Source organism: Solidesulfovibrio carbinolicus (assembly GCF_004135975.1).
Taxonomy (GTDB): Bacteria; Desulfobacterota; Desulfovibrionia; order Desulfovibrionales; family Desulfovibrionaceae; genus Solidesulfovibrio; species Solidesulfovibrio carbinolicus.
This window is the reverse complement of the sequence record NZ_CP026538.1, coordinates 88,568-107,718: the sequence shown is the minus strand read 5'-3', so window position 1 is coordinate 107,718 and position 19,151 is coordinate 88,568. Positions and strand designations below refer to the sequence as shown.

Here is a 19,151-nt window from a genome sequence, read left to right as displayed (position 1 = left end):
GTTCAGTCTCCCTCAAGGGCCGAAAACCGCCCGTCTCGGATGGTGACCAGAAAGGTCTGGCGGTGCACGTCGCCGTAGGCGTCAAAGGCGAAGGGCCCCATGAGGCCTTCCTGCTGGCCCAAGGCCAGCAAAGCCTCGGGCAAGCCCGCCGTGCGGCCGCCAGTGCGGCCCAGGGCGGCGGCAAGAACCTCCACGGCCTCGTAGGCGGACACGGCGGCGAAGTTGGCCGGCCAGCCGAAGCGTTCCTGGTAGCGGCGCATGAAGTCCTGGAACCGCGGCCGAGGGTTGTCCTCGGTGTAGCTGGCCGCGAACACAATGCCGTCCACGCTACGCCCGCCCATGGTCAATATCTCCCGGGTGTAGGGCCAGGCGGGGCACAGGATGGGCAGCCGCGCGCCGGCCGCGTCCATGGCCCTGGCCAGGGCGGCCACATCCTTGGCCGAGGCGGCGGCCACCACGGCCCCGACGCCGTTTTGCGTCGCGGCGTCCAGCAGGGCCGCCCAGTCGATGCCCTCTCGGGAGGAATACATCCGGCGGCAGGCCACCTGCCCGCCGGCCTCGGCGTAGGCCTGGTCGAAGGCGTCCAGGAAGCTTTGGACGTACGGGAGGTTGTCCGTATCGCCAAGGAGGCATGCCGGTCCGCGCCCATGCCGCGCGGCGTAGCGGGCCAACGTCTGGGCTGTGGCCAGATTGTCGGGCAGCACGCGGAAAAACAGATCTGTTTTTCCCGAAAGTTCGGGAGCGGTCGTGGTCGGCGAGAGCATGACCACGCCGGCGGCGGCGGCCTGGGGCAAGGCGGCCAGGGTCTGGGCGCTGGTCATGTGGCCCACGATGGCCGCAACCCCGGCCTTGATGAGCTGGGCATCGGCTTCCACGGCGCTTTCCGGCGTGGCCCCGTCGTCGCAGGCCACAAGCGCAAGCGGCCGGCCGGCGACGCCGCCCCGGGCGTTTACGTCCTCCACGGCCAGGGTCGCGCCGTTGCGGCCCTGCACCCCGAGATCGGCCCGGCCGCCGGTGAGGGGTCCGCTGTAGCCGATGAGGATGGGTTCGTCCCGGCCGCAGCCCCAGGCCAGCAGGGCGCAGCATAAGGTCAAACAGGCGACAAGACGCATCGACTACCCCGCTCCGACCGCCAAGGGCCGGCAAAGCAAAAAGGAGCATTATCTTTACGACACCCGGTCCGCTGCCGCAATGGCCTTGTGCCACGCCATCGACACGCCTTGCCACGGCCGCCGCCCTTCCGTACTTTGGCGACATGCAACGCAAGCCCCTTACCCTGCGCAACAACGAGGAACGCCGCCTGCGGGCCGGACACCTGTGGGTGTTCAGCAACGAGGTGGATACGAAAAAAACCCCGCTGACCGCCTTCGCCCCGGGCGAGGAAGCCGTCGTGACGGCCTCGCGCGGCCGGCCCCTGGGTGTGGCCACGGTCAACCCCGGCTCGCTCATCTGCGCCCGGCTCGTCGACCGCGACCCGGAAGCCGTCCTTGACGCCGACTTTTTCCGCGCCCGGCTGCGCGAAGCCCTGGCCCTGCGCCAGCGGCTCTACCCCACGCCCCATTACCGGCTGCTTTTCTCCGAAGGCGACCATCTGCCCGGGCTGGTCCTGGACCGCTTCGGCGACGTGGTTGTCGGCCAGTGCAACACCGCCGGCATGGACGCGCGCAAAGCCCTGATCCTGGAGGCGCTGCTGGCCGAACTCTCGCCCCGGACCGTCATCTGGCGCAACGACAGCGCCTCGCGCGATCTCGAAGGCCTGCCCCGGACCGTGGAAGTCGCCCACGGCGAGGCTCCCGAGCACCTCGACGTCGAGGAGGACGGGGCGCGCTTCGCCGTGCCGGCCCTGGGCGGCCAGAAGACCGGCTGGTTCTACGACATGCGCGAGAACCGCTCCAAACTGTGCCGGCTGGTTGCCGGGCGCACGGTGCTCGACCTTTTCGCCTACGCCGGAGCCTTTGGCGTGCGGGCCGCCCTGGCCGGCGCGGCCAAGGTGGTCTGCCTGGATTCGTCGGAAACGGCTTGTTCCATGGCCGCCGAGAACGCCGCCCGAAACGGCGTGGCCGACCGGGTGACGGTGGTGCGGGCCGACGCGGCCGATTATCTCGAAGCCGCCGACGCCGAAGGCCGGACCTTCGACGTCGTCAGCCTGGACCCGCCGGCCCTGGTCAAACGCAAAAAAGACCTGGAAGCGGGACTCAAGGCCTACGAACGCTTCAACCGGCTGGCCATGGACGTGGTGGCCGACGGCGGCCTGCTCATGACCTGCTCCTGCTCCCAGCACGTGGACGCCTACGAACTGCGCCGGGCCGCCCTGCGCGCCGCCGCCGGCCGCAACTTGCGGGCCCAGATCCTCGACCAGGGCCGCCAAGGACCGGACCACCCCGGCCACCCGGCCATGGCCGAGACAGAGTACTTGAAGTCGTTTTTGCTGCGGCTGGTGCGGCCGTAGGAGGAGGGGGAAGAGGAGCGAAGAGGCCTCCGGCGGCTGGGGGCCGAGGCCCCCAGACCCCCCGAAATGGGAAGGCCCCGGCGTCGCTATGCGACGCCGGGGCCTTGGCCTTTATCGGAGACGGCTAGTGTCGCGCCCCTTAAAAAATACAATAGTATTTTTTAAGAAACGTGGCTATTGCCTTCACTCAGCAATTATGACATAATTAGTGTGAAATCAGCTGATTGTGGAGGTTTTTATGCCCAAGCCCTACAGCCAGATGGACCTCATTTCTTTCCAGAAACAGTTCTCCACGGAAGAGGCTTGCCGGGAGCGACTCTTCACCTTGCGTTGGCCGGAAGGCTTTCGATGCCCAAAGTGTGGCTGTCAAGAGTCGTATCGCATAGAAAATCGCACGCTGTTTCAATGTGTTGAGTGTAGGCATCAAACGTCGCTCACTGCTGGAACAATTATGCACCGGACCAGGACACCGCTGGTCAAATGGTTCTGGGCAATTTTCCTCGTCAGCACTGATAAACGCGGCCTCTCGGCTCTGGCCCTGTCGCGAAAGATCGATATCGGCCTCAAGTGTGCATGGACCATGCTGCATAAGATTCGCAAAGCGATGGAAACCCGCGACGCCGGTTACCAATTGGCTGGACTCATCCAGGTCGATGATGCCTTTTTCAAAGGCGGAGTTAGCAAAGGTGGCGACAAGCGCGGGCGAGGTACTGACAAGGTTCCCGTAATCGTCATGGCCGCCGTGAAAGACGAAGCCATCACCTTCGCAAAAATGGAAGTTGTCGAAGACGTCGAAAGCGACTCAATCAAGTCTGTCCTGGGGGTGCATGTTGCTCCTGGTCAAACGGTTCGCTCCGATGGGTTTCCAGCCTACAACGTCGTCAAGGACATCGGACTGACCCATGACAAGCAGATCGTCTACCCCAAGCACGGCGCTCCTCGGTATGACGTTTTGAAGTGGGTCAACATTCTAGTATCCAACGCAAAAGCTTTCATACTGGGCACATATCACGGGGTTCAGAAGAAACATCTTCAACGTTATCTTGACGAATTCTGCTATCGTTTCAATCGTCGTTTCTGGCCAGGCCAAGCTTTTGATCGCCTGCTGCTGGCCTGCTCACGGTCAGGCCCCATAACCTATGCTGAGTTGAGGGGATAGCCACGTTAAGAAAAATAAATGGTTTTATCTCGTTGACGACAAAACACCATATGCGCTTTTCGCGGACGCGACACTAGATCTCTTCGGGGCCGCCCGAGGCGTCGGGCCAGACGTCTTCCTCGGCTTCCGGCGTTTCCGGGGCGGCGGCCTCCCACAGCGCCTCGACCACCGCCTCCACGCCTTCCCCGGTCAGGGCCGACATGAAAAAGAGCTTCTCGCCGGCCGCCTTGGCCGCTGCCTGACGCTCGGCCAATTCCTCGGGGGTGAGCAGATCGATCTTGTTGACCACCCGGATCTGCGGCCGCTCGGCCAGGGCCGGGTCGAACTTGCGCAGCTCCTCGTCCACCACGCCAAACGCCTCGAACACGCCCTCGGCCGAGGCGTCCTCGGCGGAAACGACGTGCAACAGCACCCGGGTGCGCTCGACATGGCGCAAAAACCGGTGCCCCAGGCCCTGCCCCAGGTGCGCGCCTTCGATAAGTCCCGGAATGTCGGCCAAAACCAGCCGGCGGCAGGCGTCGTCGTGCTCGATGACCCCGAGGTTGGGGGTCAGCGTGGTGAAGGGATAGGGCGCGATCTTCGGCCGCGCCCGGGACACGGCGGCGATGAAGGTGGACTTGCCGGCGTTGGGCAGGCCGATGATGCCGACGTCGGCCAGGACCTTGAGCACCAGCTTGATGCGCCGCTCCTCGCCGGGTTCGCCGGGCTGGGCGAACCGGGGCGTGCGCATGGTGGAGGAGGCGAAATGCAGGTTGCCCTTGCCGCCGCGTCCGCCCCGGCAGGCGATGAAAGTCTGGCCGGGCTCGGTCATGTCCACCAGGAATTTGGGCTCGTCATCCGGGGCTTCCGACTCAATGGCCGGGGCCTCGTCCTCGTCGTCGTCCACGGCGATGTCCATGGCCTGTTCGGGAACCCAGGTCTGGACCGGCTCCTCGGGTTCATCGTCAAAGGAATCCGGCGCGGGCAGGGGCGGCAGCTCGAAGAGCTGGGTGCCCACGGGCACGTCGATATAGAGGTCCTCGGCGGCCTTGCCGCATTTCTGCCGGCCCATGCCGCCCTGGCCGTTTTTGGCCTCGTAAATGCGCCTCAGGCGCAGGTCGTACAGGGTCAGCAAGTCCGGGTTGGCCCGAAACACCACGTCGCCGCCCTCGCCGCCGTCGCCGCCGTCCGGGCCGCCCCGGGGAATGAACTTCTCGCGGCGAAACGACACCGCGCCGCGACCGCCCTTGCCCGAGCGGACCACAATCCAGGCTTCGTCGACAAAACGCATGGGACCTCCAGGATGCCGGCGCGGTGTGCCGCCGGTCCGTGAATGGACCAACGTCGCGCCGCGATATGCCGTGCCGCCAGGGGCGGCGTTTATTGCGGGGGGAGGCGGCCTTTAAACAATGCCGCGACCTTTGGCAAGCCGGCGCTCCGGCCGGCCTTCAGGGACGCAGCCGGGTCAGGCGGTCCTCGCGGCCAACGATGACGAGCTTGTCGCCCTGGCGCAGTTCCTCGTCGGCCCGGGGGATAAACGAATAATGGTCCTCGCCGACCCGTTTGCGGGCGATGACCTGGACCTGATGCTTGTTGGTGAGATCAAGCTGGCGCAGGGTCCGGCCGGCCCAGTCGTCGATGCCGATCTCCTTGAGCGCCACGTCCTTGTCCATGGGCAGATACTCGATAAGCCCGGGGCTGGCGAGCTGATGGGCCATGTTCTTGGCGGCAAAGCGCTCGGGAATAAACACGTTGTCCACGCCGATTTTGTGCAGCAGCTTTTCGTGGTCCGTGGAAATGGCCTTGACCCACACCTGGGGCACGCCGAGTTCCTTGAGGTAGAGCGAAATAAGGATGCTCGCCTCCATGGAATGCCCAACCGACACCACCACATGGGACATCTCGTCCACGTGGATCTGCTCCAGGGCTTTTTTATCCCGGGCGTCGAGCTGGTAGACCTGGGTAAAGACGTTCTGGGCGTTTTTGACCTTGTCCTCGTCGCCGTCGACGCCAAGCACCTCGCGCCCCAGCTCCACTAGGCACCGGCCCAGATGAAACCCGAACTTGCCCAGTCCGATGATGCAGATCCGTTCCTCGGCCATGCGCTCCCTCCACCCGGCCGGCGCGCCGCGCCCGGCCGGAAAAACCGTTATCCGATCATCATGCCCTGTTCGGGCCACCGGTAGCGCCGGGGCTCCTCGAAACCCTGGAGCACCGACAGGAAGAGAATCGGCCCCAGCCGGCCCACGAACATGAGCATGATGATGACCAGCTTGCCGGCCGGCGTCAGGCTGGCGGTGATGCCCGTGGTCAGGCCCACCGTGCCGAAGGCCGACACCACTTCGAACAGGATTTCCAGAAACCGGCCGCCAGCTTCCACATGGGGCGCCACCGCGCCCTCGGTGAAGCACATGAGCAGCACCGAGGCCAGGACCAGCACCAGGGCGAAAATGGTGAGGGTCACGGCCCGGTCCACGGTGCCGTCATCCACGGCGTAGCGCCCCACCACCGACTGCTTGCGGCCAAACATCTTGGCCCGGCCAAAGGCCACCAGCACCCGGAAGGTGGTGGTCTTGATGCCGCCGGCGCAGGAGCCCGGCGAACCGCCGATGAACATGAGCAAAATCATGATGACCAGGGAGGCGTCGGCCATGCGGCCGATGTCGATGGTATTAAATCCGGCCGTGCGGCAGGTGACGGACTGGAACAGCGCGGCCATGGCCTTGTCGAGGAGCGACAACTCGCCGTAGCGGCCGCCCAGGAACTCGCCGCAGGCGATCATGGCCGCGCCGGCAAAGATCAGAAAGGCCGACACGCCGAAGATGGTGCGGGCCTGCCAGGACAGGGCCAGGGGTCGCCGGCCAGGGGCGGTCACCAGGATGACGAGCCGGTCCTTGACCACCCGGTAGCCTTCGATGAGCACGGCAAATCCCAGGCCGCCGCTGACGATGAGCCACATGATGACGCAGTTGACCCCGGGATTACCGGCATAAGCCACGAGATTGTCGGGCCTTAGCCCAAAGCCGGCGTTGCAAAAGGCCGAGATGGAATGAAACACGGCGGAAAAGGGGCCAAAACCCGCGGGATCGAAGGCATAGAGGGCAATGGCCCCCACGGCCTCGATAAAAGCCGTGACCGCCGCCATGCGCACCAGGAAGCGGCCCAGGTGAAAGGAGGCGTCATGGAGCAGGCTCTGGCCCACGGCGATGTGGTCGGCCAGGGACACCCGGCGTCGCCAGAGATAGAAGATGAGCGTGGAAAAGGTCATGATGCCCAGGCCGCCAAGCTGAATAAGGGCCAGGATGACGGTCTGGCCGAAGCGGCTGTAGGCCGTGCCGGTGTCCACCACAGTCAGCCCGGTGACGCAGGCGGCGGAGGTGGCGGTGAAAAGCGCGTCGAGAAAGGAGACCGGCTCCCCGACGCAGCTTATGGGCTGGCACAACAGCCCGGCCCCGAGGAAAATGGCCGCGGCAAAGAAATGGATGGGCAGGGCCAGCGGGGTGAAGATCTTTTTCAGCCACATGGGCGTGTAGGTAGCCTATGCGCCGGGGATTCTCCAGGGGGTGGACAGGGGTCCGATGAAAAAGGGCCGCCAGGTCTGAGTTGAGACGTTGAGGAGAAACTCCCGCTCGACCTTGGCCCGTCCGAGATACCTCGCGCGGTGAACTCGACAAATATCTGCTTGAGACGGCCGGACTCGATCTCAAGACCATTGAGGCGGTGCGCACCAGAGCTGGTCTTATCTCACACAGAAGTCTGCTCGCCGGCTTTACTGGAACTCTCCGACGGCGCGCATCGACTCGGCGTATGGGCGACCTTCCTGGGACGAGATTGGCCGCCAATAGCAGCAGGGGAATCCCATTGGACGCTCCCTCCTGCCACCCAAACGGTAGATTAATTCCGAATAAGTCCGTCTTTGTTCGGACACAGCTTCAACAGCTGTTGCATTTTGGCGTCTTTAATGGTATCTTTTATTTGAGTTCTAAGGGCGTATTTTTAATGAGAGGTGATAATCTCCCGTAAGCCGTACCCGACGGACGTCAGTGACGATGTGTGGTATTTCATCGCCCCTTATCTTCTTTTGCTACCTGAAGATGCTGGACAGCGCAGACATGCGCTGCGCGAGGTGCTTAATCCGCTTCACTGGATCGTACGGGCGGGAGCGTTCGGGCGGGTGTGGCCAAACGATTTTGTCGATCAGGGCTACACTGGAGAAAAGCCTGCTGGCCTGGCGGCGGATGGCGGAATGGAGTTTTCTTTGCCAAGCTTCCGGAGGCTTAGCGAGGCGTTGTTCTCTTGCCCAATGGGTGGCCGAACGAAATTTCGCTTGTTTTACCCGCTTCAGGCACCTTGGCCGCGATGACGAACGCCTCCCCGAGACAGTGGCAGGACTCCATTTTATCGCTTTTGCCTGCCTCATGCTCCAGAAAATCGTGCCACTCATTTTGAGCAGTTCACGACACGCTCTAATATTGTTAATATAAAACGGCTAAAGCTTTTTAATATTTTACCTAGAGGTGGTTTGATGTCTAGCTTGATGGCAACAGCTCCTAAAAATTTGATAATACATGCTGGTTTTCATAAAACGGGTTCTTCGACTCTTCAGGTTTTTTTTACGAAAGCTTCACAAGGTGAAATTGATACAAATTTTAAATTTTACTACCCTAGCACAGGATTGACTCAAGGATGGATGTTTGCCCATCATGATCTAATTGCTTTATTGCATGAAAACCCTTCAAGCACCATCGACAACTTGAAGTCTGAACTGATGGAAAGATCAGAGGATTACGGTGTAATATCTTGTGAAGATTTTTGCTTAACCAGGAATATTCAATGTTTGAAGATGATAGTTGAGGCATTTCCAGAATCAAGAATCAAAATATTATTTTTGGTGAGAGGGCATGATCGATGGGTTGAGTCTATGTACGCAGAAGACATCAAACGTGGAAGAACGAGCGAAGATATCTGGGATTATTATAAACGGAAAATGAAAAATTTCTCATTTCTAAAACAAATTAATAGAATTAAAAGTATTTTACCCAACACAGTAGACATTTCTGTTTTGAATTTTACTCCCGCTACATTTATTCAAGATGTTTCTTTTGAAATTTTTGGGACGACATTGTTGGCTGAATTGAAAATTTGGGAAAATGCCAGTCTCAGCGTTCCAATGACATACGCTCTACGAGAAGCCTATAAGTCACAATCTTACAATGAAGAAAATTTACTTACCTATATTGACAGAGCCTTTCGCATCGATAAGCTTTTGAAAACACCGAAGACTTACGGATATCTGACATATGAGCAACGGGTTACAATTTTTGAAGATCATTATGAAGAAAGCTTAGAATTATCACGGCAATATTTTTCAATCAATCGACCATTTTGGTTGCCAGACAACAAATTGATTTATTTTTCAACTAACGCTCACAATGGCGTTAATGATATTTTTTTAAGATTTTTGGAACGTTGTCCCGTTAAGTTGGTCTAGGCATCGTTTTCCAAAATTATAGTTAATAGCTGATAATATATTTAATGCAAACTATATAGCAGTTGGGAGTAAGTCCTGTGCCGGATAGGTTGTTAAAAAAGCCATTGAATAATGGTCCCTCTGTCGAGAGTGTCTTAAATTCTCAAAATTCAAAATACGTTATCTACTTTGATTGGATATTGGATGGTCGAGCTGGGGGGCCTCCGGGTTATTTGTATAATTTAAAGATGGGATTGGAGAAAATCGAACAAAGTCAAAAGGTTTATTTTGCTGTAAGATCTAATGATTGCACGTGTAGTGGTCATAATGACCTGATAAACAAATTTTCCAACAACTTTTTTTTGTCTAAAACAACTGCAAAAAGCCTTTCTGAAAACTATAAATCACTAACTTCGCAAAAATATGAGTCAATGTGTACATTTTTATCTCGTCATGACTATATGTGTTTAACGCCGAGTTTTCTGCAGATGATTGAGCCTCAGCGACGCCACATTATTCATGTTCACACTTCCATTGATGCTGTCAAAGTTCATAATTCCTTGGTTCGTCATGGCGCAAGGCATACTATTAAGATAGTATTAACTTCTCATTGCCCAGAAATGCCTGCCAAGGAAGCTTCAGAAATTGCTTATTCTGAAGGACTACCAAGGAACTTGGCAGAAAGTTATTACTTTACTCACCTTGAAGTTGATATGCTAGCATTCAGAGTATCTGACGTGATTGTTTTCCCTTGTGTTGATTCTTTGGAGCCATATTATGCCTCGTCGCCTTATAAGGAAATATTTCGGCATAAGGACATTCGCTTTATGCTTACAGGAGTTCCAGAATTAACCGTATCGAACAGTTACAATGTGTTGAATGAACAGTGGGGTGCGGCCAATAAATTTATAATTTGCTTTGCCGGAAGACATAACTCAATAAAAGGTTATGACCGACTTATCGATTTTGGTGTCAAGCTGTTAGACAAAAATGATGATATTTTTATATATGTACTTGGTCGAAAAGGCCCTATCGCTTCTCCGGAGCATGACCGTTGGGTCGAGGTTGGCTGGACAGACAATCCAGGCCATTTCATCAGTGCAGCCGATGTCTTTGTTTTGCCAAACCTTCAAACATATTTTGATTTGATATTGTTAGAAGCTTTATCTGTTGGTGCAATTGTAGTAACTTCTAACACTGGTGGAAATAAGTTTTTTGCCAATAATTTTCCAGGAATATTTTTATGTGATTCCAATTCAGAATTTGAATCGATAATTTTGAAAATTAAAGCCATGTCGAAAAATGAACGAGAGCATCTTAGCAAAGAGAATCGGGAGTTATATAAAAAATTTTTTACAGTGGAAAATTTTGCGCGCTCTTATATCGATCTCCTCGAATCCATTGACTATGACTATAAACTATCGGCTCCTCATAAATATTTAGATATAAACATTCCAAGAAATAAGCCAGAAATCTCCGTAATCGTCCCCGTTTTTAATGCCGAATGCTATTTAGAGGAATGTCTCAATTCGATAGCCAATCAAACATTTGAAAATTTTGAGGTCATTGTTGTTAACGATGGGTCTATTGATAATTCCATGTCAATAATTCAAAATTTTTTAGATAAGGATTCACGATTTAAATGTGTAAGTATTACTAATTCTGGTCTCTCCGTCGCCAGAAACGAAGGGTTAAAAATTGCTTCAGGTACTTACATATCTTTTGTTGATAGTGACGATTACATTCACAAAGATATGTTGCGATTGATGCATACTTCTTGTTTAAAAAATAAAACCAAACTTGCCGTTTGTTCTGTAAATAATTTAAACCGCGAAGGAGATATTTTCAGCTGCACATCTTTCCTACAAGATGATTGCGTGTATCCGTTTTGGCATGATGATGTTATTGATATTAATTTACAGACCGTCACCTCTCTTTATCCAAGTGCTTGGAATAAACTCTATCATTCAAGCTTATTTCAAAATATTTGTTTTGATGCTGGATTATATTATGAAGACCACCCAGTTTTTTATAAAATATTTTTAAGTCAACCCACTTTTTCATATGTGAATTATCCATTGTATATTCATCGTGATTCTGGTCCTGGGCGCATAACGATGGATGGATCGAGAAAAATATTAGATATATTTGTAGTTTTCGATACTATATATAGCATTTTTCTCTCTAAATTTTTACTTGATGCTGCACGACCATTTTTAGGCAAGATTTTAACCCGCTTAGTATGGGAGCGAACCTTTACCACTCCTTCGCCATCTGTAAAACTTCAGCTCTTTCGCAATGCTGTTATGCGTTTCAACACTCTTCGTCTGACTTGTTGCGACGCTCAAAACTATGTTGATCCAGGTATCGATCGTAGTTTTGTTGAAGATATTTTTAAGACGGTCAATACTCATGGAGGATTAGATAACTATGACATTTCTTCAGATTTTATAAAAGAATATGTCGTAGTTAAAGATGTAAGCAAAAGCACTCATAGATCTCATTTCGACATTGTTCACTTAGACCTAAACCAAAATTATATCTTAATTCATCCTATACTTGAATCTATTACTATTTGTGAAATTACTGGTCTAGGCACATTTGGATCTGTAAATATAAAAATGACTGTTTGCACTGAGAATGCCTTGGCTGGAACTTTAGAGTTTATAGCTTTTGTATCACCATTCATCATTAAAGATCCAGACAAATATTTACTTAGGAATAAACATGATTCTTCTCTTGGGCATAGCGATTGGCTGACGCTTGAAGCCATGAAGCCCATTGAGTTGACAATTCCTATTACACATTCGTGTCCTTCTATGGCTATATACCTGTGTAGCCGCATACCTAAAGGAGGAAGCATGGATTATGCTTGGTTAAGAGTTAGAAATTTGGTGGTAGAATTAATCGATTGAATTTTCTAATCCCTTTTACAGTTTACAAACAATCCACGCCGGCGAAAAGCAGGGCCAGATTATTTCAGGGGATGCACCCGAAAAGTCCAAAATGGGTGGGGGCGACCCCTTGAAAAAAAATCAAGCGACCGGTGAATAGTTTGGTAATCCACCCCTGTTTAGGCGGTCTGAAAAGTAGGGCTATGCAGCCGTCTCAATTTCTGCTTCGTGGTGCACGCACGCGTTTGAACACCACAACCGGGAAGGACCGGCGTGCGGCAACGCCGGCCCCGGTGTCGAAGCCCGGCGCCCCGGGCCTTAGGCCGCCGGCTCCTCGTGGCTCAGGCAGTGGATGGTCCCCAGACCCCAGACGAGGTCCACGGCGGATATGCCCACCACTTCCCGGCCCGGGAACAGCTCGGCCAGGATGCCTAGCGCCAGCCGGTCGCGTGCGTCGTTGAAGGTCGGGACCAGCACCACTCGGTCGGCAATGAGGAAATTGGCGTAGCTGGCCGGCAACCGCTGGCCCCTAAACACCACCGGCCGGGGCATGGGCAGATCGACCACCGTCAGCGCCCCGCCGTCGGCCAGGCGCAGCCCCTGCAGCCGCTCCCGGTTCTCGTTTAAGGCGGCGTAGTTGGCGTCGGCCGGGTCGTCCTCGCGGCAAAGGACCACGGTGTCGGGCGTGACGAACCGGCACAGGTCGTCCACATGGCCGTGGGTGTCGTCGCCGGCAATGCCCTGGCCGAGCCAGATGACGTTTTTCGCGCCCAGATATTCCCGGAACACGGCCTCGTAATCGGCCCGGCCAAAACCCGGATTGCGGACCTGCACGGCCGGATCGAGCAGGCACTCCTCGGTGGTCAGCACGTCACCCCGGCCGTTGCCGTCCATGCCGCCGCCCTCCAGCACCACCCTGCGCCCGTCGTGCAAAGCCGGGATCACCGTCATCCCCAACTCCCGGCACACTGACGGCCCCACCTGATCGTCCAGGGTATGGTCCGGATACTTGGCCCAGCCCGTGAACCCGAAGTCCACGGCCGCGATCTTCCCGCCCCGGCGCACGAAAAACGGCATGAAATCCCGGGTCCAGCCCCGGTCCATGGGGCGCTCGAACCACTCCACAAGCGTCAAATCCGCGCCAACGGCCCCAAGCACCCGCCCGGCCGCCGCGCGCTGTTTGGCGTCGCGCACCAGCAGCCGCACCCGCTCGCCAGCCCCGGTCAGCTTGCGGATCATCTCGCCATACACCCAGGCAATGGGCGAAAACTTGCCCGGCCAGTCGGACGCGTTGCCCGGCCAGGCCAGCCACACCGCCCGATGCGCCTCGAACTCGGCCGGCCACATGGTCGTCATGGGAGCTCCTTTGGAAAACGAGAGAATCTGGGGGAGGAAACCCCTTTTTGAATAAAGGGGTTTCCTCCCCCAGACCCCCTCCTTCCCCAAAAACTTTCAAAGGGGAAAGGCTACGCCGCCGCGCCCCTTAGACAGACAATAGCCGGACTTGCAGCATCGCCAGCCGCCGGTCCCCCCTTACCCCTTTCCCCGTTGCGGGGGTCCGGGGGGATCATCCCCCCGGTGGGTCCAGGGCAAAGCCCTGGCCGCCGGAGGCACGCATTTCACTCACACGGCGCTAGGCCGTTTTGGCGGGGGTGCGGATGAGCTGGGTGAAGACCAGCGACACCACGCCCAGCCCCACGCCGATGAAAAAGGGAATCTTGTAGTCCACCATCCACAGGATGCCGCCCAGGACCGGCACCACCACGGCGGCGATGTGATTGATGGTGAACCCCATGGCCATGCCCGAGGCCATGTCCTCGGGGCGGCGATCTTCTGATAGTAGGTGCGCACGCCCACGTTGAAATTAAACAGCAGATAGTCCAGCACGAACATCGTGCCGGCGATGATGTGGGAATTGGTGTAGGCGTAGACGAGGAAGACCACGATCATGCCGGCGTATTCGATGGACAGCAGCTGGCGCTCGCCGAACCGGTTGATGGCCCGGCCGATCATGGGATTTAAGAAGTAGTTGATGGCGTTGTTGATGACGAACAGGATGGTGATGGACTGGATGGAATAGTCGAATTTCTTGACCAGCAGATAGACGGCGAAGACGATGAATATCTGGCGGCGCGAGCCTTCCAGGAAGGTGAGCAGGTAATACAGCCAGTACTTGCGCCGCAGGTACATCTTCTTTTTCTGGGGCGCGACGTCGGTCTCGCAGGGTTTTTTGCAGAGCCCCCACAGGCCGACCATGGCCACCAGCGCGCCGATGACGGCGAACATGCCCTTGTAGCCCATGGCGTCGGCCATGAAATAGATGAGGATGCCCACGGCGATGTTGGCCAGCGCGCCCACGGCCCGGATGCGCGAGAGCACCACCGGGGCCTCGAAGGTGTTGAAATGCTGCAGCGTCAGCGATTGGTTGAGCGGCTCGTAGTAGTGGAATCCCGTGGACATGATGAGCGTGGTGGCGGTCAGGCCCCAAAAGCTCGGGAAATAGCCGGTGGCGGCCAGCCCCACGCCCAGGATCAGGATGGACAGGGAGGCGGCGCGCTGTTCGCTTAAAACCAGCAGCACGTAGATGACGAGCATGGAGAGAAAGCCCGGCACCTCGCGGATGGACTGGACAAAGCCCACGGCGTCGGCCCCAAGGTGGGCGGACTCCACGGCGAAGTTGTTGATAAGCGTCTGCCAGGCCTGGATGCCGGCCGTGGAAGCGATGGTGGAGACGAGCAAAAACAGCAGAATGTCGTGGCGGCCCGATTCGCGCAGGGCGGACCGGGTCAGGCCGTATTCCGGCCGGGCCGGATCGAGGTGTGCTTTCACGGGATGATGGTGGGCTTGTGCTTGGCAAGCCAGAGTTGCAGGACCAGCAGCGTCCAGAGCTTTTTGCGGTGGTCGGCGGCCTTGGTGGCGTGCTCGGTGACGAGCCGTCCGACTTCGACCGGATTGAAGATGCCCTGGTCGCGCAGATGGCGCTGGCCGAGCAGTTCGTCCACCTGCGGGCGCAACTGGCCGCGCAGCCAGTCGGCCACGGGGATGAGAAAGCCGCGCTTGCCCCGGCCCAGGATGTCCTTGGGGAGCAAGTCGGCCACGGCCTTCTTGAGCAGGTATTTGCGCTTGGCTCCGCGCAGCTTGTAGCGCGAGGGCAGGCGGCAAACGAATTCGGCGAGGTCGCGGTCCAGGAACGGCGCCCGGGCTTCCAGGGAGTGCATCATGGAGCAGCGGTCCACTTTCACCAGGATATAGTCGAGCATGTACTGCCGGGCAAAGACGTAACCCACCCGGGCCAGGGGATCGTCGGCCGGGAAGCCCTCGAAAAGCTCCTTGGTGGGGGCGAAAAGCCGCTCGGGAGCAAGCATCCCGGGCCTGGCCTCGCGCCAGAGATGGGCCTGGGACTCGGCCGAGAAGGCCGACAGCCAGGTCTGCACCCGCAGCCACTGGGGCGCGGTGGCTCCGGCCAGGAAGGTGTCGGCCACAAAGCGCGGATTGATGTAGCCCGACGAGTGGGGCAGCATTTTGGCCAAGGGCTCGATCAGGCGCTTGCGCACAAAGGGCGGCAAGCGGTCGTAGCCGGCGGCCAGATGGAAGGCCGGGAAGTATTCGTAGCCGTAGAACAGCTCGTCCGGACCGTCGCCGCCCAGGGCCACGGTGACGTTTTCCCGGGTGACCTGGGACAGCAGATAGGTCGGCACGATGGACGGGTCGGCCATGGGTTCGTCGAAGCGCGAGACGATCTCGGGCAATAGTGACCCGCAGGCGTCGGCCGAAAGGATGCGCTCGTGGTGGTCGGTGGCGAAGCGGCCGGCCACCATGCGGGCGTAGCGCGACTCGTCGTAGGAGGCTTCGCTGAAGCCGATGCTAAACGTCTTGACCCGGCTGACCATGCCGGCGGTCAGGGCGGCCACGGCCGAGGAATCGACGCCGCCCGAGAGAAAGACGCCCAAGGGCACGTCGGCCACCAGCCGGCGCTTGACGGATTGGGCCAGAAGCAGACGCAGCTTTTCGCAGAGTTCCTCTTCGGATTCCTTGGGCTCGGGGCCGGGCAGGGGCATGTCCCAGTAGGGGGCGGTAGTGAGCTGTCCGTCGCGCCACAGCAGATAATGCCCCGGGCGCAGCTTGAAGACGTCCTTGTAGATCGTCTCCGGGGTGGGGATGTATTCGTAGGCGGCAAAGCGCATGAGCGCGCCGATGGGCGTTTCCAGGCGCAAAAAAGGGAGCTTGGCCAGGGCGGTCAGCTCGGAGGCGAAGGCGAAGACGCCGTTTTGGATGGTGTAAGCCAGGGGCTTTTTGCCGAAGCGGTCCCGGGCGGCAAAAAGCGTACGGCTGTCGCGGTCCCACAGGGCAAAGGCGAACATGCCTTCCAGGGCGTCGAGGCCGGCCGGGCCGTCCAGGAGCCAGGCGGCCAGGATGACCTCGGTGTCGGAATTGGTGCGGAAGCGAAAGCCGCGCATGGCGTAGCGGGCCTTGAGCTCGCGGTAGTTGTAGATCTCGCCGTTAAACGTGACCACGGCCCGGCCATCGGGGTCTTCCATGGGCTGGGAGCCGGCGGCCAGGTCGATGATGGACAGCCGGCGATGGCCCAGGGCAGCCGGGCCGTCGATGAGCAGGCCCTCGCCGTCCGGGCCGCGATGGGCCATGGCCCCGGTCATGGCGGACAGCAGCGCCCGGCGCTCCTCGGCCGGGGGCGGGGTTCCTCCCGCCGGCCAGACGAAACCGGCGATGCCGCACATCTAGAAGCGCCTCCGGGGGAGGCTCCCAAAAAAGTCGAGGATGGCGCGGGTGTTGGTCTCGGGATCGAACATGGCGGCCACGCGTTTCTTGCCCTCCTCGGCCATGGCCAGGGCGGCCTGCCGGTCAGCGGCCAGGGCCATGACGGCGTTGGCGATGGCTTCGGGGTCGCGCTGGGCCACCAGCCGGCCGGTGACGCCGTCTTCCACCACCTCGGGGATGCCGCAGACGTCGGTGGCCACCACGGGGATGCGGTGGGCCAGGGCTTCCATGATGACGTTGGGGATGCCGTCGCGGTCGCCCGAGGGGTGGACCACGCTTGGCATGATAAAGACATCGGTTGCGGCGTAGAGTTCGCTCATGCGGTCGTGGCTGACGAAACCCGGCAAAAACACCCGGGCGCGCAGGCCGTGGATGCGGATGCGCCGGCGAATGAGCGCCGTGGGCAGGGGCAGGCCGGCCCCGACCAGGGTGAGCTGGAAAGGGAATCCCCGCCGGGCCAGCAGGGCGCAGGCGTCGATGAGGACGTCAAAGCCCTTGGTGCGGCAAAAACGGCCCACGGCCAGGAGCCGGTAGGGCGGCTCCAGGTGCACCGGGGAGACGTCGCGGCCGGTGAGCGTCAGGCTGTTGTAGATCTGGCGGATCTTGGCGGCGGCGTCCGGGGCCGTGGCGTGCAAGTGGGCGATGTTGGCCTTGTTGTTGGTGTGGATGGCCGCGGCGGCGCGCATCTTTTCGGCCAGGGCCCCGTCGGGCGGATAGATGTCGCCGGCCCGGGCGGAAAAGGAAAAGGGGATGCCGGACAGGCGCGAGGCCACCCAGGCGGCCGTGGCCGGGCCGTTGGCCCAGCCGGCGTGGATGTGCTCGATGCCGTCGGCCAGGAATTTGCGGGCCAGGGAAAAGCCGGCGCACATGGCGAAGACGTTTTCGCCGGCCACCTCCAGGCAGCTCCAGCGCCGCCAGGGGATGGTGGCCAGGATGCAGGCCGTTTCGACGGGTCGCCGCACGGCCCACCAGGCCATGTCGGCCAGGATGCGCGGGATGGCCCGGGCGCCCAGGCGGGCGACCGTCGGGGCCACGGCGGCCATCTGGGGGGACAGATGCTTTCGGGCCTCGCCGTAAAGGGCGTGGACGCAAAAGGGCATACCGGCCGCCTTGGCGTTTTCCACCTCCCGGAAAATGAACGTTTCCGAGGGCAGGGGATACCAAAGCAGGATGTAGGCAGTCTTGGGAAGGCTCAAATGTTTGCTCGCCGGATGATCGCTTGGCGTTGGGTGACGCAGGCGACTTGTAGTCCAGGCGGGGCGTGCCTGTAAAGGCGCGCTCCCGCGCCGGCAAAAGCTTGCGCCCGCTGTCTCGAACGGCTAAGGGACTACATGGGGCCTGCCGCAACCGGCGGCCTTGGGAAACGGGCGGCGGCAATAACCACGAAGGCCTTGCAGGGCTGACGGCAGGCGAGGACGGCCATGGCGCAGACCAATATTTTGCTTGAGGCGGGGACCAATGAACTCGAAATCATCGAGTTTTACATTGATGAGGCCACCGAACCCGGGGCCAAACCGTACCGGGCCTATTACGGCGTCAACGTGGCCAAGGTGCTGGAGATCATCCGGCTGCCCAAAGTGACGGGGATGCCGCAAACGCCGCATCCGTGCGTGATTGGCACCTTTAATCTGCGCTCCCGGGTCATTCCGCTCATTGACCTGTCCATGTGGCTGGGCAAGCCCATGGCTCGCGACGAGAACACCAAGGTCATCGTCTCGGAATTCAACAAGGTCATAAACGCCTTCATGGTCTCGGGCGTCACCCGCATCCACCGCCTGAGCTGGTCCGAGGTGGAGCCCCCGTCGGGCTACGTGGCCCAGTTCGCGGCCAACAATTTCACCGGCGTGGTGAAGTTCCCGGACCACATCGTGCTTATCCTCGACATGGAACAGATCATCTGGGACTTAAACCCCGCCCTGGCCATGAAGACGGATCGCCAGCGCGCGGAGGCGGCCATTCCCGAACCGGAGCGTTCGGCCTACAAGACGTTGGTGGTGGACGACTCCAACTCCATCCGCCGGCTCATCGCCACCTATCTGGAGAAGGACGGCTTCGAGGTCATCCAGGACGTCAACGGCCAAAACGCCTGGGACCGTCTGGCGCAATGGCGCGAGGCCGCGACCAAGGGCGGCCAGCCGCTGACCGACAACGTCAATCTTGTCGTGACCGACATCGAAATGCCGTCAATGGACGGCCATACCCTGTGCAAGAAGATCAAGGACGACCCGATGCTCAAGCAGCTGCCGGTGGTGCTTTTTTCGTCGCTGATTAACGACCAGCTCTACCACAAGGGGCTTTCGGTGGGGGCCGACGACCAGGTCACCAAGCCCGAGGTCGGCACCCTGGCCGAGCGCGCCCGCAAGCTCATCGAAGCCAGCCGGTAACGTTGCCGGGAGCGATGACTGCAGCGGCAAGGCCCGCCTG

12 protein-coding genes and 2 pseudogenes are annotated in these 19,151 nt (G+C 58.6%); 6 read left to right on the top strand and 8 right to left on the bottom strand.

Going from position 1 to position 19,151, the window contains the following annotated elements:
* Positions 1 to 2: 2 nt before the first annotated feature.
* Complete coding sequence (locus C3Y92_RS00475) at positions 3 to 1,112, bottom strand: ABC transporter substrate-binding protein (protein ID WP_129348466.1); 1,110 nt, start codon at positions 1,110 to 1,112, stop codon at positions 3 to 5.
* Between the two features lie 143 nt (positions 1,113 to 1,255).
* Here C3Y92_RS00475 and C3Y92_RS00470 point away from each other — a divergent pair, with 143 nt between their 5' ends.
* On the top strand, positions 1,256 to 2,449 hold the full coding sequence (locus C3Y92_RS00470; protein ID WP_129348464.1) for a class I SAM-dependent rRNA methyltransferase: 1,194 nt from the start codon (positions 1,256 to 1,258) through the stop codon (positions 2,447 to 2,449).
* A 238-nt stretch (positions 2,450 to 2,687) separates the two neighbouring features.
* Positions 2,688 to 3,608 (top strand): IS1595 family transposase, encoded by a 921-nt coding sequence (locus C3Y92_RS00465; RefSeq protein ID WP_129348462.1) that lies wholly within the window; start codon positions 2,688 to 2,690, stop codon positions 3,606 to 3,608.
* Positions 3,609 to 3,681: 73 nt separating this feature from the next.
* On the opposite strand, the gene cgtA is transcribed toward C3Y92_RS00465, so the two are convergent.
* The 3 genes from cgtA to C3Y92_RS00450 form a co-directional block, all read right to left on the bottom strand.
* Complete coding sequence (cgtA, locus tag C3Y92_RS00460) at positions 3,682 to 4,878, bottom strand: Obg family GTPase CgtA (protein ID WP_129348460.1); 1,197 nt, start codon at positions 4,876 to 4,878, stop codon at positions 3,682 to 3,684.
* Positions 4,879 to 5,035: 157 nt separating this feature from the next.
* Positions 5,036 to 5,689 carry a potassium channel family protein gene (locus C3Y92_RS00455; RefSeq protein WP_129348458.1) on the bottom strand — a complete coding sequence of 218 codons (654 nt, stop codon included), beginning with the start codon at positions 5,687 to 5,689 and terminating at the stop codon, positions 5,036 to 5,038.
* A gap of 47 nt (positions 5,690 to 5,736) precedes the next feature.
* The gene (locus tag C3Y92_RS00450; protein WP_129348456.1) at positions 5,737 to 7,110 is read right to left on the bottom strand and encodes a TrkH family potassium uptake protein; all 1,374 of its coding nucleotides are present in this window, start codon (positions 7,108 to 7,110) and stop codon (positions 5,737 to 5,739) included.
* A gap of 489 nt (positions 7,111 to 7,599) precedes the next feature.
* Here C3Y92_RS00450 and C3Y92_RS00445 point away from each other — a divergent pair.
* From C3Y92_RS00445 to C3Y92_RS00435, 3 genes and pseudogenes are all read left to right on the top strand, one after another.
* A pseudogene (locus C3Y92_RS00445) lies at positions 7,600 to 8,071 on the top strand (hypothetical protein).
* Positions 8,072 to 8,112: 41 nt separating this feature from the next.
* On the top strand, positions 8,113 to 9,078 hold the full coding sequence (locus C3Y92_RS00440) for a hypothetical protein (RefSeq protein ID WP_129348454.1): 966 nt from the start codon (positions 8,113 to 8,115) through the stop codon (positions 9,076 to 9,078).
* A 77-nt stretch (positions 9,079 to 9,155) separates the two neighbouring features.
* Entirely contained in the window at positions 9,156 to 11,972 is a 2,817-nt protein-coding gene (locus C3Y92_RS00435) for a glycosyltransferase (RefSeq protein WP_129348452.1), read from the top strand.
* A 297-nt stretch (positions 11,973 to 12,269) separates the two neighbouring features.
* Here C3Y92_RS00435 and C3Y92_RS00430 read toward each other — a convergent pair whose 3' ends face one another.
* The 4 genes and pseudogenes from C3Y92_RS00430 to C3Y92_RS00415 all read right to left on the bottom strand — a co-directional run bounded on the left by C3Y92_RS00430 (position 12,270) and on the right by C3Y92_RS00415 (position 17,923).
* Positions 12,270 to 13,307: an agmatine deiminase family protein gene (locus tag C3Y92_RS00430; RefSeq protein ID WP_129348450.1), complete on the bottom strand. Its 1,038-nt coding sequence runs from the start codon at positions 13,305 to 13,307 to the stop codon at positions 12,270 to 12,272.
* Between the two features lie 277 nt (positions 13,308 to 13,584).
* Positions 13,585 to 14,780 (bottom strand): annotated as a pseudogene (locus C3Y92_RS00425) (MFS transporter).
* Positions 14,777 to 16,687, bottom strand: a complete 1,911-nt coding sequence (gene asnB, locus C3Y92_RS00420; protein WP_129348448.1) for an asparagine synthase (glutamine-hydrolyzing) — start codon at positions 16,685 to 16,687, stop codon at positions 14,777 to 14,779. The pseudogene C3Y92_RS00425 and the gene asnB overlap by 4 nt, the downstream one beginning before the upstream one ends.
* A complete protein-coding gene (locus C3Y92_RS00415; protein WP_129348446.1) occupies positions 16,688 to 17,923 on the bottom strand; it encodes a glycosyltransferase family 4 protein in 1,236 nt (411 codons plus the stop codon).
* Between the two features lie 225 nt (positions 17,924 to 18,148).
* Here C3Y92_RS00415 and C3Y92_RS00410 point away from each other — a divergent pair, with 225 nt between their 5' ends.
* A complete protein-coding gene (locus tag C3Y92_RS00410; RefSeq protein ID WP_129348444.1) occupies positions 18,149 to 19,111 on the top strand; it encodes a chemotaxis protein in 963 nt (320 codons plus the stop codon).
* The last annotated feature ends 40 nt before the right edge of the window (positions 19,112 to 19,151 follow it).

Excerpts from the sequence above, each read along its gene's own strand:
- C3Y92_RS00440 (WP_129348454.1), top strand. The coding sequence starts at position 8,113 with ATGTCTAGCTTGATGGCAACAGCTCCTAAAAATTTGATAATACATGCT.
- C3Y92_RS00410 (WP_129348444.1), top strand. The coding sequence starts at position 18,149 with ATGGCGCAGACCAATATTTTGCTTGAGGCGGGGACCAATGAACTCGAA.
- C3Y92_RS00430 (WP_129348450.1), bottom strand. The coding sequence starts at position 13,307 with ATGACGACCATGTGGCCGGCCGAGTTCGAGGCGCATCGGGCGGTGTGG.
- cgtA (WP_129348460.1), bottom strand. The coding sequence starts at position 4,878 with ATGCGTTTTGTCGACGAAGCCTGGATTGTGGTCCGCTCGGGCAAGGGC.
- C3Y92_RS00475 (WP_129348466.1), bottom strand. The coding sequence starts at position 1,112 with ATGCGTCTTGTCGCCTGTTTGACCTTATGCTGCGCCCTGCTGGCCTGG.
- C3Y92_RS00450 (WP_129348456.1), bottom strand. The coding sequence starts at position 7,110 with ATGTGGCTGAAAAAGATCTTCACCCCGCTGGCCCTGCCCATCCATTTC.
- C3Y92_RS00470 (WP_129348464.1), top strand. The coding sequence starts at position 1,256 with ATGCAACGCAAGCCCCTTACCCTGCGCAACAACGAGGAACGCCGCCTG.
- asnB (WP_129348448.1), bottom strand. The coding sequence starts at position 16,687 with ATGTGCGGCATCGCCGGTTTCGTCTGGCCGGCGGGAGGAACCCCGCCC.
- C3Y92_RS00455 (WP_129348458.1), bottom strand. The coding sequence starts at position 5,689 with ATGGCCGAGGAACGGATCTGCATCATCGGACTGGGCAAGTTCGGGTTT.
- C3Y92_RS00465 (WP_129348462.1), top strand. The coding sequence starts at position 2,688 with ATGCCCAAGCCCTACAGCCAGATGGACCTCATTTCTTTCCAGAAACAG.